The following is a 17,832-nucleotide window of genomic DNA, read 5'->3' as shown; positions in this document are numbered from 1 at the left end:
TTCTTGATTTTTATCAAGTAGGCTTAGTTAGTTATTGAAGACCTTTGTATCAGTAGTTCATAATACGATAAGATAACGGTCTGATGATAACAACAGAAATTAAAACAGCAATTCTGATTCACGCAAAGCCTCAACAGGTTTGGAAGATATTAATTGATTTTGATAACTATCCGAAATGGAACCCTTTTATCAAATCTCTCCGGGGAGAAGTTAAGGTTGGGAATCAAATTACTGTACAAATTGCACCGCCTGATGCAAATGGCATGACTTTTAAACCTAAAGTTCTGGCTTTTGAGAAGAATAAAGAGTTCAGGTGGATTGGCCGGCTTTTATTCTCTGGGATCTTTGATGGCGAACATCAATTTGAACTGGTGGATAATGGTGATGGGACAACCACACTTTTACAAAGTGAAAAATTCAAAGGGATATTGGTTCCGTTTCTAAAAGGACAGCTTAATAACAATACGAAAAGAGGGTTTGTATTAATGAATGAGAAGATTAAGGAGTTGGCTGAAAACGAGCTATAAAACCGTTTTTAACTGGATTTAGAATCAGCCTTATCTCCATAAGGCTGATCTTTTCGTTTTTATGCCCGTGAAAAATTCAGGCTGGATGCAGAGGAAGGAATCGAACCTTCTGGTGCTGCCATAATTCAACCCCCTGCGTTTGAAAGTAGCACTTGTACTTCGGTGCAAAGATAAGCGCTGTATTCAGGATTTATTGGGGTGGAGGATGATTTAACAAAAGCTTAATAATACGATTGCAAAAGCCTGATGAATTCATTTTCATCGGGCTTTTTTTATAGCGCTAATTGATAACATAATATTTAATTTCTGTTCATATGAATTGCTGAATTTTAGCCTGCTTTATCATTCAGAAGCGAATCAGTATGGAACAACAGCAGGTAGAGGATACAGTGGAGCGTATATTTGGCTTATATGAAACCCTTGGAGGGGAGGAATATGGTGAAAGCGTGACTATGACGATGCATATGATACAATGTGCGCAACTCGCCCAACAAACAGGGGAAGCTGATGAAGTAATCATTGCAGCTTTTTTACATGATATAGGCCATTTTCTGGAAGGTGATGAAAAGATGGATAATTATGGAACTCAGCATCATGATGAACTGGGAGGTAAATTCCTGCTGGATCTGGGTTTTCCGCAAAGAATAGCCGATTTAGTGTCGAGTCATGTGGTTGCCAAGAAATATCTTGTTTATGCAGAACCTGCCTATTATGAGGACCTGTCAGAAGTGAGTAAGATCACGCTGGAATTTCAAGGAGGAAAAATGACTGCCGAAGAAGCTGCCGAATTTGAAAAAGATCCACTTTTGCCCCTGTATGTTAAGCTGCGGAAATGGGATGATTTAGGAAAGGACGCGCATAAACCAGTGCTGGCTCAGGAAATCCAGTTGATGAAAGAAATGATACGTAATTATTTGATGAACTTATAATCTTGGTTATTTCTGCATAAATTTAGGGTAGAGCAGGACAGTTAATAACAGTTAGCTGATTTTAAAGCAGTATTATCGCTTAATTATTCTAACCAGATATATAAATTTATGCAGATCATCTTTGGAGTTATATTCCATTTTATCGGGGGCTTCGCCTCTGGTAGCTTTTATATCCCCTATAAAAAAGTTAAAGGCTGGGCCTGGGAAAGCTATTGGATAGTTGGCGGGATCTTTTCCTGGCTGATTGTGCCACCTCTGGCAGCCTATTTAACTATTCCTGATTTTGCTGAAATTATCAAACACACCAGCGCTGCAATTATAGGTTTAACATATTTCTTTGGGATATTATGGGGAATAGGAGGCCTTACTTTTGGTCTCGGTGTACGGTATCTTGGCGTCTCTTTAGGTAGTTCTATTATCCTGGGCATGAGCTCTGTATTTGGTGCATTGATGCCCTCAGTTTATTATGATTTTTATCCGAAAGCCGGCAAAGATACTTTTACTGAAATTATAACGAGTCCATGGGGGCAGCTGGTCATTATAGGGCTGATTGTCTGTATCGTAGGTATTGTCATCTGCGGGAAAGCCGGGATGATGAAAGAAAAAGACCTGACCGCACAAAAACAAACCAAAGAAAGTGCAGAATTCAAAATAGGATTAGGTTTAACAGTTGCCATGATTTCAGGAATACTCAGTTCCTGTTTCGCCTTTGGTATTGATGCAGGAAAGGACATGGCCCATGAGGCAAATCACTTATGGAAAACGCTGCATCCGGGGCAGGGAGAATTCCTTTTTCAAAATAATGTAACGTATATCGTGATTTTATGGGGGGGATTAACGACCAATTTCATCTGGTGTATGCTGCTGAACGCCAAGAATAAAACCTTTAAAGATTATACGAATAAAGAAACGCCATTGCTGAAGAACTATGTTTTTTCTGCACTGGCAGGAATTACCTGGTTTCTACAATTCTTTTTTTACGGAATGGGCGAAAGTAAATTAGGCAACGGCGCAAGTTCCTGGATTCTGCATATGGCCTTTATTATCCTGGTCGCCAATGTTTGGGGATTAGTACTCAATGAATGGAAAGCTGTATCGCGGAAAACATTCAGGACTGTCCTGGTTGGTATTGTATTTATTATCGCTTCTATCCTGATTGTGGGATATGGAAATTCAATTAAATAGTCATAAAAAAATTCTAAACAGTAAAAAATATTCTATACTATGTTCGACGAAAGAGACCGTTTTAAACACGTAAGTTATTTATGGGATGAAACAGAAGCTGCGAAGTTAGCAGGAGATGAGGTTGCCTTATTACTTTACCGTTCAAATTTATTAGGTGCAGATTTACGGCTCACCAACTATGGTGGCGGTAATACTTCCTGCAAAGCAAATGCAATTGATCCGCTAACTGGTCAGACGACAGAAATCATGTGGATTAAAGGTTCAGGTGGAGATATTGGTACCTTAAAGCGTAATGGTTTGGCTGCATTATATGTAGACCGGCTGCGCGCTTTAAAAAACATCTATAAAGGTTTAGCTCAGGAGGATGAAATGGTAGCGCTTTTTAACCATTGCATTTATGATTTAAATTCCAAAGCACCTTCAATAGATACACCTTTGCATGGATTTCTCCCTTTTAAACATATTGATCATTTGCATCCGGATGCGGCAATTGCGATTGCCGCAGCTAAAGATGGAAAGCAGCTTACACAAGATTTGTTTAAAGGCAAAATTGGCTGGGTAGACTGGCAGAAGCCAGGGTTTGACCTGGGCTTGCAATTGAAACAATGTCTGGATGAAAATCCGGGGATCCGGGGGATTATGCTAGGATCTCATGGGTTATTCACCTGGGGAGATACGGCTTATGAAAGCTACCTGAATACACTCGAAGTCATAGAGATTTGTGCAGATTATCTGGAAGCTAATTATGGGAAAAAGGGGCCAACATTCGGGGGGCAGAAAATTGCTGCACCTGAACAATCAGTAAGAGAAAAGCAGGCGGCAATTTTAGCACCCATTTTACGCGGATTCTGTTCTGCTGATCGTCATATGATCGGACATTTTACAGATGATGTAAGAGTTCTGGAATTTATTAACTCGAATGACCTGGCAAGGCTTGCTCCATTAGGCACAAGCTGCCCGGATCACTTTTTACGGACTAAAATCAGTCCGCTGGTTTTAACCCTCGATGCAGAAGCGGATCTTTCGGACGCCGAAGGGCTTAAAACGTTGCTTGCTCCGGCTTTTGTAGCTTACCGGGAAATGTATGCCGACTATTACCAAACTTGTAAACATGAAAATAGTCCGGCGATGCGTGATGCCAATCCTGTTATTATTCTTTATCCGGGAATTGGATTGTTCTCTTTCTCCAAAGATAAACAGACTGCACGCGTTGCAGCAGAGTTTTACATCAATGCGATTAACGTGATGAAAGGAGCGGAAGCAATTTCCGCTTATACTTCATTGCCACGTCAGGAGGCATTTAATATCGAATACTGGCTGCTTGAAGAAGCAAAGCTGCAAAGAATGCCAAAGCCCAAAGCATTAACAGGTAAAATTGCCCTGGTTACAGGCAGTGCAGGAGGAATTGGCAAAGCAATTTCAAGAAAGTTCGTGGAAGAAGGGGCTGTCGTGATTATCAATGACAATGATAGCAGCCGTTTAGCGCAAGCAGCTCAGGAATTTAGTCATTTATTCGGGAAAGATGCTTATACCACCGCATTGCTGGATGTCACTAAAAATGAAGCTATTCAACAAGCATTTGATACGGCAGCGCTGGCTTTTGGCGGAGTAGATATTGTAGTTAATTGTGCGGGGTTATCTATTTCCAAACCCATCGAAGAGCATACCGAAAAAGATTGGGATTTGTTATATGATGTATTAGTTAAAGGGCAGTTCAAAATCACACAAACAGCTGTAATAATGATGCGCAAACAGGCAATTGGTGGTGATATCTTAAATATTGTCAGCAAAAATGCGTTAGTTTCCGGGCCTAACAATGCGGGATATGGATCGGCTAAAGCCGCACAACTTCACCTGAGCAGATTAAACGCTGCGGAATTAGGAAAAGATCAAATCAGAGTGAACGTAGTGAATCCGGATGCGGTAATTTCAGACAGTAAAATATGGGAAGGGGACTGGGCTGCAGGCCGGGCGAAAGCCTATGGTATTAAAGTAGAAGAACTGCCTGCTTTTTATGCAAAAAGAACATTGCTGGATAAGATTATCCTTCCAGAAGATATTGCAAATGCCTGTTTAGTTTTTGTAGGTGGACTTTTAAATAAATCTACCGGGAATGTATTAAATGTAGATGGTGGCGTAGCTATGGCTTTCGTCAGATAAATTGAAGAAAATGGAAATAGAAAAATATCAGATAGATGCGCACAACCAGGAGCTGGAAACTGAACATCAGCGCAGATTCGATTTTGCGGCAGCAGAAAATCCGCAAGTTGAAAATATAATTTCTAAGTTGATTCAATTCCAGATTGGGATTCCAAGCTGGGCACTCGGTACTGGCGGAACACGTTTTGGCCGCTTCTCTGGTGGTGGAGAACCGCGTAGTCTGGAAGAGAAAATAGAAGATATCGGGCTGATTCATCAATTGAATCAATCAAGTGGCGCAGTTTCATTGCATATCCCATGGGATAAAACAGAGGATTACGAAGGAGTTAAGAGATTGGCTAACCACCACGGGCTTCGTTTTGATGCCATGAACTCTAATACTTTTCAAGATCAGCCCGGACAGGCACATAGTTATAAATTCGGTTCCTTACAACATGTCAATAAAGCAGTACGCAAACAGGCTATTGCACACAATATTGAAGTGATCCGTCAAGGGGTTGCCTTTGGGTCGGATGCATTAACGGTCTGGCTGGCAGATGGTTCTTGTTTTCCCGGACAGTTGAATTTCAGAAAAGCCTTTCAGAATACCCTGGAAAGCCTGGAAGAAATTTATGCGGCTTTACCAGAAAAATGGAAGTTATTTGTAGAATATAAAGCTTTTGAACCCAACTTTTATTCGACTACAGTTGGAGATTGGGGACAGTCTCTTTTATTCGCTAATAAATTAGGCCCTAAGGCTTATACGCTAGTCGACTTGGGACATCACTTGCCGAATGCGAATATTGAACAGATTGTCTCTCTTTTACTCATGGAAGGCAAACTGGGTGGTTTTCATTTCAATGATTCAAAGTATGGAGATGATGATTTAACTGCCGGAAGTATGAAACCTTACCAGCTATTTCTTATTTTTAATGAACTGATAGAAGGTATGGATGCAAAAGGAATAGATCACGCAACAGGCTTAGGCTGGATGATTGATGCTTCGCACAATGTGAAAGATCCTTTGGAAGATTTGCTGCAATCTGTAGAAGCAATTATGCTGGCCTATACACAAGCTTTATTAGTGGATAAGGAAGCACTGGCTGTTGCGCAGCAGGAAAATGATACAGTGAAGTGCCAGGAAATTCTGCAATATGCTTTCCGGACAGATGCCAGGGCGATTGTACAGGAAGCAAGGTTAAGAAGCGGAGGCGCTGCTAAACCTTTAGCCTTATACCGCACCTTAAAAGTCAGAGAAAAGCTGATTGCAGCAAGGGGAGCGAAAACCATAGCTACAGGTTTATAATGAGTGCAATTCCGGTCATTGTCGTTTTTGATGTTGGAAAGACTAATAAAAAGATTTTCCTCTTTGATGAAGACTATAAAATAGTATTTGAACGTTCGGCCCGTTTTATAGAAACGTATGATGAGGATGGTGATCCGTGTGAAAACCTGGAAAGTTTAAGACTTTCTGTTTTTGATTCTTTGCGTGAAATATTAAAGCGCAAGGAATTTGAAATTAAGGCAATTAACTTTTCTACTTATGGAGCCAGTTTTGTATATATTGATGCCTATGGAAAACCGCTTGCCCCATTGTATAATTATCTGAAAGCTTATCCTAAAGAATTGGAAGCTGGTTTTTATGAGACTTATGGTGGGCAGGAAACTGTTTCTGCAGCTACTGCATCCCCTGTTTTAGGAAGTCTTAATTCAGGAATGCAGTTCTATCGTATTAAAAAAGAAAAGCCAGAACTATATCAGCAAATCAGGTATGCGCTACATCTTCCTCAATACCTGAGTTATTTGGTTTCTGGTGTTGAATATTCAGACCTGACGAGTATCGGCTGTCACACACTGCTTTGGGATTTTAAACGGAATGACTACCATGATTGGGTGAAGAAAGAGGGGCTGGATCAGAAACTGGCGCCTGTAGTTTCGGCTGACCAAGTATTTCCTTCAGAATTTCCAGGTAACCAATATCAGGTAGGAATTGGGTTGCATGATAGTTCTGCGGCATTAATTCCCTATCTGATTAATTTTCATGAACCGTTTGTCCTGATTTCTACCGGAACCTGGTGTATTACAATGAATCCATTTAACGACTCGGTACTTAAACCTGCAGAGCTGGCACAGGATTGTCTTTGTTATTTGCAATATAAAGGTAAACCTGTCAAAGCTTCCCGAATTTTTGCAGGTTATGAGCATGAACAGCAGGTGAAACGGATTGCGGCCCATTTTAAACAAAATATTGGCCGTTACCGGCATATGAAATATGAGGCAAATATTACTGATCAGTTGCTGAAGGGGATGAAAGAAAGGAAAGAGCTGGAAGTTCCGCTAAGCAAAGAGTCTGCGTTTTCTACACGTGACCTCTCTTCTTTCCCAACTGATACCGTTGCTTACCACCAGTTTATTCTGGATCTTGCTTTGCAACAAAGGGCATCCTCCAGCTTAGTGATGGATGCGAAAAAAGTAAGAAGGATTTTTGTTGATGGTGGTTTTAGCAAGAATACAATCTATATGAATATGTTAGCGCTATTGTTTCCTGATGTAGAAGTTTTCGCTGCCTCTATGGCACAGGCTACAGCCATTGGAACAGCGCTGGCGGTACATCAATGCTGGAATAGAAAACCGATTCCGAATGATTTAATTGAATTAAAATATTATACAACACATACGAACCACGAATTATGAAGTTTTACCAGAAAATAAGTATTAGCTCTTCCCTGTTTTTGATTTTTGGTTTTAGTCCTCTTGCTTTTGGAAGTGCCAAATTCATTGCAGGTAGTTTTGTGGCTCCTTTTACTCCTGAAATTGTATCGCCCGGTGGCTTACAATGTGAACATTTGGTAAATCCGATGGGCATTGATGCACCAAAACCAAGGCTTTCCTGGTTGCTTTCTGATACGTGCCAGGGAGCCAGGCAAACTGCTTACCGGGTTATGGTCGGGACAGATTCATCGGCTTTACTTCAGCAGAAAAAGATTGTATGGAACACAGGAAAGGTTAATTCTTCTGCCGCTTTACTTCTTTATAATGGGGATGTGTTAAAACCATTTACCAAATATTTCTGGCAGGTAGAAGTTTGGGATAAAGATGGAAAACCAGGAACCGCCAGGATTGCCAGTTTTGAAACTGGAATGGTAAAAATGTCCAATTGGAAAGGTACCTGGATCAGTGACCGGAATGAGGTGAATACCTTACCTGCGCCATATTTCAGAAAGGTATTTGAAAGCCCGAAAAAGATAAAATCTGCCAGAGCTTATATCGCAGCAGCGGGTTTATATGAACTTTATCTGAACGGTAAAAAAGTTGGTAATCATCGTCTTGACCCAATGTATACCCGTTTTGACAGAAGGAATTTATATGTAAGTTACGATGTAACCGCCAATTTGCAGGCCGGTAAAAATGCAATTGGTGTTTTACTTGGAAATGGATGGTATAATCACCAGTCTTTAGCGGTGTGGAATTTTGATAAAGCACCTTGGCGGGCAAGGCCAGCATTTTGCCTGGATTTACGGATTACTTATCAGGATGGGTCTGAAGAAACGGTTACTTCTGATGGCAGCTGGAAAACACATAGCGGGCCGCTGGTTTTTAACAGCATTTATACTGCTGAACATTATGATGCGCGTCTGGAACAACCCGGATGGAATAAGGTAGATTTTGACGCCAGTAAATGGGGAGAGGTTACCTTGCGTGCAGCACCATCAAAGAATATAGTCAGCCAGGCTATGCACCCTATCCGCAGTATTGAAACTATTCCGGCGATATCGGTAAAGAAATTTAACGATACAACTTATGTTTTTGACCTGGGCAGAAATATTGCAGGGGTCAGCAAGATTAAAGTAAAAGGGCAAAGCGGGACAGTCATACAAATCAAACATGGGGAAAGACTGTATCCGGATGGTCGCCTTGATCTCTCCAATATTGATGTTTATCATCGCCCGGCAGATAAAAAAGATCCTTTTCAAACAGATATTTTGATATTGAATGGAAAAGGGGAGGAGGAGTTTATGGCCAGGTTTAACTACAAAGGATTTCAATACGTGGAGGTCGTGAGCAGTAAGCCTGTAACGTTAACTAAAGAAAGTATTACCGGATATTTTATGCATAGTGATGTTCCGGTAGCTGGTCAGATCAGTTCTTCTAATCCTTTGATTGATAAATTATGGTGGGCAACAAATAATTCATACTTATCAAATTTATATGGTTACCCTACGGATTGTCCGCAGCGGGAAAAGAATGGCTGGACCGGGGATGGACATTTCGCTGTAGAAACAGGTTTGTATAATTTTGACGGGATCACTGTTTATGAAAAATGGCTTGCTGACCACCGGGATGAGCAGCAGCCCAATGGGGTATTGCCTGATATCATTCCTACTGGTGGCTGGGGTTATGGTACTGCAAACGGAACGGACTGGACGAGTACAATTGCTATTATTCCGTGGGATATTTACCAGTTTTACGGAGATTCTAAATTATTAGCAGCTTGTTATGACAATATCAAGAGCTATGTAAATTATGTTACTCAGATCAGTCCTTCTGGATTAACGAGTTATGGCAGAGGGGACTGGGTTCCTGTCAAGTCTTCTTCGCCACTAGAATATACTTCTTCAGTTTATTATTATGTAGATGCGACTATTCTGGCTAAAACAGCAAAGTTGTTTGGCAAAACCGAGGATGCTCAGTTTTATAGTGCGCTGGCTGATAAAATTAAGAAAGCAATCAATGACAAATATCTGAACCAATCGACTGGGATTTATGGTAGTGGTTTGCAAACAGAATTAAGTGTTGCATTACAGTGGGGCATCGTTCCTGCAGCGCTTCAGGATAAAGTGGCTTCCAATCTGGCAAAAAGAGTAGCAGCAGATGGGATGCACCTGGATGTTGGGGTCTTAGGAGCTAAAGCAATTTTGAATGCATTAAGTGATCATGGGCAGGCAGAAACTGCTTATAAACTGGCGGCTCAGGATACTTATCCTTCCTGGGGTTGGTGGATTGTAAATGGGGCAACGACACTTTATGAGAATTGGAATATTAAAGCAGAACGTGATATTTCTTTGAACCATATGATGTTTGGAGAGATCGGTGGCTGGTTTTTCAAAGGATTGGGAGGAATTAAAGTTGATGAGAAACAGCCTGGATTTAAAAATGTAATTCTGGCGCCAAATTTTGTTACAGGGTTAACGCATTTTGAAGCGAGCCATGATGGACCGTATGGGAAAATCATTTCTTCGTGGAAAAGAAAAGGGGAAGCAGTTATATATGACGTGACCATTCCTGCAAATAGCACTTCAACGATTTCTTTTCCAATAGCAGGAAATAAGGCTGTTTATTATAATGGCAAAAAGATCAGCCAAGTTTATGAAACCGGATCTGGTAAATATCAGTTCGAAATCCGGTAACCCAAGTTCTGAATCCGGTTTAGCAGATTCAGAACTCATTCAATAATTTCAAAATCAGTAAAAGGGGGAAGTCATTAAATTGGCTTCCCCCTTTTTAATTAAAACCTTTTAAATGTAAATAAAAGCCGATTTACAGGATAGAGCAGGTTGCCGATCAGCAGGGGTTGATTTACTTTAGAACAACCAAATATAAAACACATATGACAATGGAGAGAAATTTACAAAAGTTCTTTTCTGCGCTGATTTGTGTACTGTTGTTTACGCTTTACAATAGTACAAAAGTCTTTTCTCAGCAGAAAACTGTGACCGGTAAAGTCACCGATCAAAGTGATGGCAGCCCGTTGCCGGGAGTAACGATCAAGGTGTTAGGTTCGGCTGCCGGAACCACTACCAATTCAAATGGAGAATATGCTTTAAAAGCTGCGGAAAATGCAGTACTTGTTTTTAGCTATATAGGTTATACAGAAGCCAGGCTAACTTTTACAGGTAATCCAAACCTGAATGCACAGCTTGTTTCTAACAATCAGAAATTAGATGAAGTAGTGGTGATTGGCTATGGAACAACGACTAAAAAAGATGCTACCGGTGCTGTAGCTACAGTTTCGGCAGCACAAATTAAAGATTTGCCTGTAAGTTCTGTAGATCAGAAATTGAAAGGGCAGATTCCCGGAGTACAGATCAGTACAACCACGGGAACTCCAGGAGGAGGTACGTCTATTAAAATCAGGGGATCGGGTTCTATCGGTGCGGGAGATAACCCTTTGTTTGTAGTAGACGGTTATCCGATTTCAAATACTTCCGGACAGGTTTCTAACCCTTTGAATGTGATTAATCCGAATGATATTGAATCAATTACTGTATTGAAAGATGCTTCTTCCACTGCTATTTATGGATCAAGGGGCTCTAATGGGGTAATTGTGATTACGACTAAACAAGGTTTAAAAGGAACCCCGGTCGTCAATATAAGCGCTTATACGGGTATTCAGCAAGTTCCTCAGAAAGGGAGGCCGCAAATGCTGAACGGAACTGAATTTGCCCAATTCAGAAAAGATATAATTGTAGATGATTTCGCCTCCAGAGGTTTGGTCGCTACAGATGCAGATATTCCTGAAGCTTTTCGTAATCCTTCACAGTACGGTGCCGGTACAAACTGGTACAATGAAATTATCCATAATGCGCCAATGCACAATCTGGATGCAAGTATTAGCGGAGGTTCTGAAAACACAAAATATAACTTCTCTCTAGGTTATCTGAATCAGGAAGGAACGATACGTTATACTGGATTTCAACGCTATGCAATCCGGTTAAATACAGAAACTAAGTTGGGTAAGAAATTAAAAATAGGACTTAACCTGGCACCCACTAATAGTGTGCGGGACCTGAATAATTTTGAAAATGAATTTGTAGATGTGTTAAGCAGAAGTCTGTGGTTAAGCCCATTGGTTCCTTTAACAGATGCGAATGGTAACCGGACACCTTATGTGAGCTCTCCGGGTATGTACGCTGGCCCTAATCCATTGAATAGTTTGGAATATGGAGGCACGAGATCGAAAGATTTCAGGGGGCTTGGAACTGCATTCGCTGAATATCAAATTCTGGATGGTCTGAAATTGAGATATAGTTTTAACGTAGATTATACAAATAGCTCTTCCTTTGTTTTTAACCCTTCTTTTGGTGGTGGCGTAAATTCTCCACCACCAACAGTGCCAAATTCTTCGACCAATAAATCAACAAGTTTTAACTGGTTATCTGAAGCAGTATTGACTTATGATAAATCCTTCGGTAAGGATCATCGCCTGAATGTCGTGGTCGGTTATAGTGCGCAAAAAGAGCGTGCAGAAAGTTTGTATTTGTTCGCTGATAACTATCCGGATGATAAAATACAGACAATCAATGCGGCTTCTATGATCAGCAGCTATAATGCTGATATACAAAAGTGGTCTATCATTTCTTATCTGGCGCGTGCTAATTATTCTTATAAAGATAAGTACCTGTTTACGGCTACAGTGCGTACAGATGGCTCGTCACGTTTTGGCAGCAATAAGAGATATGGAACATTCCCTTCGGCTGCTTTTGCATGGAGAGCATCAGAAGAGGAATTCCTGAAGAAATCAACTTGGATCAGCGATTTGAAATTGAGAGCAACTTATGGTTTGTCTGGTAATTACAACATTGGAAATTATACTTACATCACGAATATAGGTTCATCGAACTACGTGTTTGGTGGTCAGCTTTCCAGTGGTCGTGTTCCTACCTCTTTAAATAATCCAAACCTGACCTGGGAAGAGTCTTCACAGCTGGATGCGGGTATTGATTTAGGGATCTTAAAAAACCGTTTATCATTTAACCTGGATTACTATAAAAGGATAACTAAAGGGATGTTATATAACAGTGAGATCCCTTTATCATCTGGTTATTCAAATGCGATTATTAATTCTGGTAAAATTCAGAATCAAGGATTTGAATTTGGATTAACTTCTAAAAACCTGGAAGGTACATTCACCTGGAGTACCAGTGCTAACATCGCATTTAACAGAAATAAGGTATTGGCCTTAAATGAAAATAATGACCCGATTTACAGCGGCAGAAGTGGGGAAGGTTCTTACCAGCATATTACGCAGGTAGGGCATCCTGTAGGTGAATTTTACGGATATATCCTGGAAGGCATTTACAAAGATCAGGCAGATTTAAACAACTCACCTAAACATGTGACTTCTGTAGTGGGCGCTGTAAAATATAAAGATGTAGATGGCAATGGAATTATTGAGCCTGTGAAAGATTTCGCAGTGATCGGATCACCTCAACCTAATTTTACCTGGGGTTTGACCAATACATTTGGTTACAAAGGTTTTGACTTGAATATTTTATTAGTAGGTTCTCAAGGGGGACAGATTTTAAAAACAGCGAATCAGTATTTGCTGAATATTGACGGTATTTTCAATGTAGACAGAAAAGTGTTGAACAGGTATCGTTCACCAGAAAATCCGGGTGATGGAATTACGCCAACTACAAATGGATCAAGGGTGATTTATCGCGATGTGAATTCTTCGTGGGTAGAGAGCGCGAGTTATATGCGTATTCAGAATATAACTTTCGGTTATCGTTTTGGTGAAAGGTTGCTGCGTGCTTCAAAGGTCATTAAAGCCGCAAGAATTTATTCAAGCATTCAGAATCTGGCAACTTTCACCAAGTATAGCGGTGCGAACCCAGAAGTTAGCCGGAACACGATTTCAGGAAATGCGGTGAGCAGTGCATTGGTTCCGGGAGAGGATTTTACGAATTATCCGCTACCAAGGACTTTCACACTGGGGCTGAACTTAACATTTTAATCTTTTGTCAATCATGAGAAATTATACAAAATATATCATAGCCGGGGTGCTGCTGATCAGTTTATCGGTATCGGGTTGTAAAAAGGCTTTTTTGGATCAAACGCCGGAAGCTTCTTTACCGGGCGTTAATTTTTACAAAACAGAGGCAGATTTTAAACAGGCCGTTAGTGGAGCTTATTCTTCTATAAGTGATATGGGAAGAGTAAATTATTGGCTGTTTGGTGAAATGAGATCTGATAATACAACTTATCAATATAATCCGGCAGACCGGGGTTCTGAACAGCGTGAATTTATGGATCAGTTTCTGATCGGGGCAACGGCTGAACCTTTGCAAGTTTACTGGCAGCAAAATTATACAGGTATTTTACGTTGCAATGAAATCCTGGCCAGAATAGACGGGGTAACGATGTCTGCAGAAATAAAGAATCAATTTACCGGAGAGGCTTTGTTTTTAAGAGCTTTCCATTATTTCAATTTGGTGAGACAGTTTGGTGGAGTGCCTTTAAGGCTGGTACCTAGTCAGTCTCCGGCAGATGCACGTTCTAAAGGGCGGGCTGCTATTGAGGAGGTGTATACACAAATTGTTACGGATTTGACTGCTGCGGCTGGTAAGTTGCCCGTTAAATATACAAGCATTGAGGCTGGAAGAGCCACACAGGGCGCAGCTCTAGCTTTATTGGCCAAATTATACATGACCCAAAAGAAATTTGCAGAGGCATTGGTCCCTTTGAGAAAAGTACAGCAATTGGGCTATAGTCTTGTCCCTGTGTACAAGGATATTTTTCTGCCTGCAAATAAAAACAACAGTGAATCTGTTTTTGAGATTCAGTATCTTGGCGCACAGCCAGGGTTGTCGAGTGATTTTATGTATCAGTTTGCACCCTGGAATTCTGGCAGTGTGATTACCGGAGATCCGGCGACTTCATTGAATGGGAGTAGTGGCTGGAATATTCCAACCCAGGATATGATCGATGCCTATGAAACTGGTGATTTACGCAAGGATGCTTCTTTAGCAGTAGGTTTTACAGATGCAGGAGGAAAGTTTGTGAATATTCCTTACGTTAAAAAATACAATCATGGGATTATTGACAGGGGACGTACGAATGATAATTTCCCGGTAATCAGGTATGCAGATGTATTGCTGATGATTGCCGAATGTTTAAATGAACAAGGATTTGCGGCGGGTGGAGAACAGTTTACTTTATTAAATCAAATCCGTACCAGGGCTGGATTGCCCGCAAAGACTACTGGAAATGCTATTGCGGCTTTAAGCGTGGATAGTCAGCAGGCTTTCAGAACTGCTATTCTACAAGAAAGAAGAGTCGAACTGGCTTTTGAGAATCAGCGGTGGTATGACCTGGTACGTTCGGGAAAAGCAGTGGAAGTAATGGCAGCGCATGGGCAGTATGAAATTGCGCATAAACCTAATATCCCTTCAGGCTCTTATATTTTAAATGCGAATAAACTCTTGTTACCGATCCCTCAAAGAGAGGTGAATCTGGATAATCTAACCCAAAACCCTCAATAATCAGCTATGAAAAATTATTATATAGGAATTGCAATAGGTTGCTGTCTGCTTGATTTACCGGCAGCTGCCCAAAAATTAGGTGTGACCGATTTAAGAACGGAATATCTGAAAAATCCAATGGGAATTGAAGCGGCAGCACCGCGTTTAAGCTGGAAAATGAATTCTGCACAGCGCAATGTGATGCAGAGTGCTTATCAAATTAGAGTAGGGACAGATTCTGCTGGCTTATTAACTGGTCAATCCTCGGTATGGGATAGTGGAACTCAAAAAAGTGATGCTTCTGTGTTTTTGCGGTATGCGGGGAAACAGTTAAAATCTGACACGCGTTATTATTGGCAGGTTAAAATTAAGGATAACCAGGGCAATGAATCGGGATGGAGCGCCATTAGCTCCTGGCATACAGGTTTGCTGAATCCGGATGACTGGTCTGCACAGTGGATCACCAGTTCGCTTGCGGATACAGTTGAAGGGCCAAGTCCTATCTTCAGAAAAGTATTTGCTACAGCTGGCAAGGTAAAATCAGCTATACTTTATATTTCTGCGCATGGTTTATATGAGGCACAAATCAATGGGAAACGGGTGAGTCAGGATCATCTGGCGCCTGGCTGGACAAGCTATCATAAGCGTTTGTTATATCAAAGTTATGAAGTGACGAATTTGCTGAAGGATGGGCAGAACGCAATTGGTTTTACATTAGGAGATGGTTGGTACCGCGGGTATCTTGCTTTTGATGGTAAGCGTTCGTTTTATGGCAAACATTTAAGCGGCTTAGTACAGCTGGTAGTGGAGTATACTGATGGCACGAAAAAAGTCATCAACAGTGATGGCAGCTGGAAATACAGCACCGGGCCTGTTCGTTTTTCTGATTTGTATAATGGCGAGATTTATGACGCCAAGTTTGAAAAACCCGGATGGGCAACTGTGAATTATAAGGATACAGGCTGGAAAAATGCGCAAATTATTGCGCCTGGTAAAGAGGTGTTAGAAAGTAGTATTAGTCCACTTGCAAGTAAACATGAGCAGTTTAGTGTAGTTAAAGTGATTAAAACACCAAAGGGTGAAACTGTACTTGACTTTGGCCAGAATGTAGTGGGTTGGGTTTCTTTTAAATTGAGCGGAAAAGCAGGGTCATTTATCAAACTTGAACATGGAGAAGTATTGGATAAAGCAGGCAATTTTTATGATGCTAATTTAAGGAGGGCTAAACAGCACGTGAAGTATATTTTTAAAGGCAACGGTGTGGAGAGTTACGAGCCTCATTTTACCTATCAAGGTTTCCGCTATGTGAAATTAACAGGAAATACGGCACATATTGATCCTTCCGCTTTTAAAGCGATAGCTGTTTATTCGGATATGGATCCTACAGGGACTTTTACAAGTTCAAATCCGCTTTTAAATCAATTGCAGCATAATATACAGTGGGGGCAGAAAGGTAATTTTATGGATGTGCCTACGGATTGCCCACAACGTGATGAGCGTTTAGGCTGGACGGGAGATGCGCAGGTATTTTTCCGTACAGCGGCTTTTAACATGGATGTAGCTGGATTTTTCACGAAATGGATGAAAGATGTGGCTTCAGATCAGCTGGCTAATGGAAGTATCCCTTACGTGGTGCCTAATGTGTTAACTCAAAATGATGCCGGTTCAACAGGCTGGGGTGATGTGGCTACGATTATACCATGGAATATGTATGTCGCTTATGGTGATAAACAGGTTTTAGCAACGCAGTACCCAAGTATGAAAGCATGGGTAGATTTTATGACAAACAAGAGTAAAAACGACCTTTGGAACACAGGGTCTCACTTTGGCGACTGGTTATTTTATCGCCCGGAAGATGACAATGATGGCCGTTCTGCGATTACTGATAAATATTTAATTGCACAGGCTTTTTATGCACATTCTACACAATTGCTGGTCAATACGGCAAAAGTGTTGGGTAAGAAAGATGAAGAAGAGAAATATACGGAGTTACTGGACCGTATCAAAAAGGCATTTGTTAAAGAATATATTACGCCAAGTGGCCGGTTAGTTTCCGGATCTCAGACGGCTTATGTACTTGCTTTAAATTTTGATATGCTGCCGGATAATTTAAGGCAGCAAGCAGTAGATTTTCTGGTGAAAAATATTGAGAGTTATGGTAATCACTTAACAACAGGGTTTTTAGGAACGCCTTACCTTTGCCATGTATTGACACGCTTTGGTCGTACAGATGTGGCTTACAAGCTGCTTTTGCAAGAAACTTACCCTTCCTGGTTATATCCGGTAAAAATGGGGGCAACTACCATCTGGGAGCGTTGGGATGGAATTAAACCTGACGGTAGTTTTCAAACTACAGGGATGAATTCATTTAACCATTATGCTTATGGTGCCATTGGAGATTGGATGTACAGAGTAATGGCTGGTTTGGATACCGACGAATCTGAGCCTGGTTATAAAAAGATAATTATCGCTCCGCAACCTGGTGGAAAGATCACGCAGGCAGCTGCAAAGCTGGAGACTTTGTACGGTTTGACAGTGAGTGATTGGAAAATAGAAGGTGGACAATTCAAATTAAAGGTAGTTATTCCGCCAAATACGACTGCTTTGATCAGGTTGCCGGGGGCTGCTGATGCTGCAGTTACGGAAAGCGGGACTGCGTTGAAAGATGTAAAGGGGATTGTTAAGGTTTCTAACCAGGGAAATGACCTGGAGTTCAATGCAGGTTCAGGGACTTATCAATTTGAATACGCGGTAAAGTAGTTTTATAGAAATAATTCCCAGTCTTTACAGGGCTGGGAATTATTTTGT

The 17,832-nt window shown here is 41.0% G+C and carries 10 protein-coding genes; all 10 read left to right on the top strand.

Features of this window, described 5'->3' with window-relative positions; translation table 11 throughout:
- Positions 1 to 83 precede the first annotated feature (83 nt).
- The 10 genes from AY601_RS10350 (at position 84) to AY601_RS10305 (ending at position 17,784) form a co-directional block, all read left to right on the top strand.
- Positions 84 to 527 carry an SRPBCC domain-containing protein gene (locus AY601_RS10350; protein ID WP_068400259.1) on the top strand — a complete coding sequence of 148 codons (444 nt, stop codon included), beginning with the start codon at positions 84 to 86 and terminating at the stop codon, positions 525 to 527.
- Positions 528 to 889: 362 nt separating this feature from the next.
- Complete coding sequence (locus AY601_RS10345) at positions 890 to 1,456, top strand: HD domain-containing protein (RefSeq protein ID WP_084359202.1); 567 nt, start codon at positions 890 to 892, stop codon at positions 1,454 to 1,456.
- 108 nt (positions 1,457 to 1,564) lie between these two features.
- Positions 1,565 to 2,641 (top strand): L-rhamnose/proton symporter RhaT, encoded by a 1,077-nt coding sequence (gene rhaT, locus AY601_RS10340; RefSeq protein WP_068400252.1) that lies wholly within the window; start codon positions 1,565 to 1,567, stop codon positions 2,639 to 2,641.
- 39 nt (positions 2,642 to 2,680) lie between these two features.
- On the top strand, positions 2,681 to 4,801 hold the full coding sequence (locus tag AY601_RS10335; protein ID WP_068400249.1) for a bifunctional aldolase/short-chain dehydrogenase: 2,121 nt from the start codon (positions 2,681 to 2,683) through the stop codon (positions 4,799 to 4,801).
- Positions 4,802 to 4,811: 10 nt separating this feature from the next.
- The gene (locus AY601_RS10330) at positions 4,812 to 6,086 is read left to right on the top strand and encodes a TIM barrel protein (RefSeq protein WP_068400246.1); all 1,275 of its coding nucleotides are present in this window, start codon (positions 4,812 to 4,814) and stop codon (positions 6,084 to 6,086) included.
- A complete protein-coding gene (locus AY601_RS10325; protein WP_068400243.1) occupies positions 6,086 to 7,474 on the top strand; it encodes an FGGY-family carbohydrate kinase in 1,389 nt (462 codons plus the stop codon). The genes AY601_RS10330 and AY601_RS10325 overlap by 1 nt, the downstream gene beginning before the upstream one ends.
- The gene (locus tag AY601_RS10320) at positions 7,471 to 10,188 is read left to right on the top strand and encodes an alpha-L-rhamnosidase (RefSeq protein WP_084359200.1); all 2,718 of its coding nucleotides are present in this window, start codon (positions 7,471 to 7,473) and stop codon (positions 10,186 to 10,188) included. Before AY601_RS10325 ends, AY601_RS10320 begins: the two co-directional genes overlap by 4 nt.
- Positions 10,189 to 10,394: 206 nt before the next feature.
- Positions 10,395 to 13,517: a SusC/RagA family TonB-linked outer membrane protein gene (locus tag AY601_RS10315; RefSeq protein WP_068400238.1), complete on the top strand. Its 3,123-nt coding sequence runs from the start codon at positions 10,395 to 10,397 to the stop codon at positions 13,515 to 13,517.
- Positions 13,518 to 13,530: 13 nt separating this feature from the next.
- The gene (locus AY601_RS10310; RefSeq protein ID WP_068400235.1) at positions 13,531 to 15,045 is read left to right on the top strand and encodes a RagB/SusD family nutrient uptake outer membrane protein; all 1,515 of its coding nucleotides are present in this window, start codon (positions 13,531 to 13,533) and stop codon (positions 15,043 to 15,045) included.
- A 6-nt stretch (positions 15,046 to 15,051) separates the two neighbouring features.
- On the top strand, positions 15,052 to 17,784 hold the full coding sequence (locus AY601_RS10305) for a glycoside hydrolase family 78 protein (protein ID WP_068400232.1): 2,733 nt from the start codon (positions 15,052 to 15,054) through the stop codon (positions 17,782 to 17,784).
- Positions 17,785 to 17,832 lie beyond the last annotated feature (48 nt).

It is taken from the genome of Pedobacter cryoconitis (genome assembly GCF_001590605.1).
In the GTDB taxonomy this organism is placed as follows: Bacteria; Bacteroidota; Bacteroidia; order Sphingobacteriales; family Sphingobacteriaceae; genus Pedobacter; species Pedobacter cryoconitis_A.
Note: the sequence above shows the minus strand (reverse complement) of the source record. Positions and strands in the feature narration are given on the sequence as shown.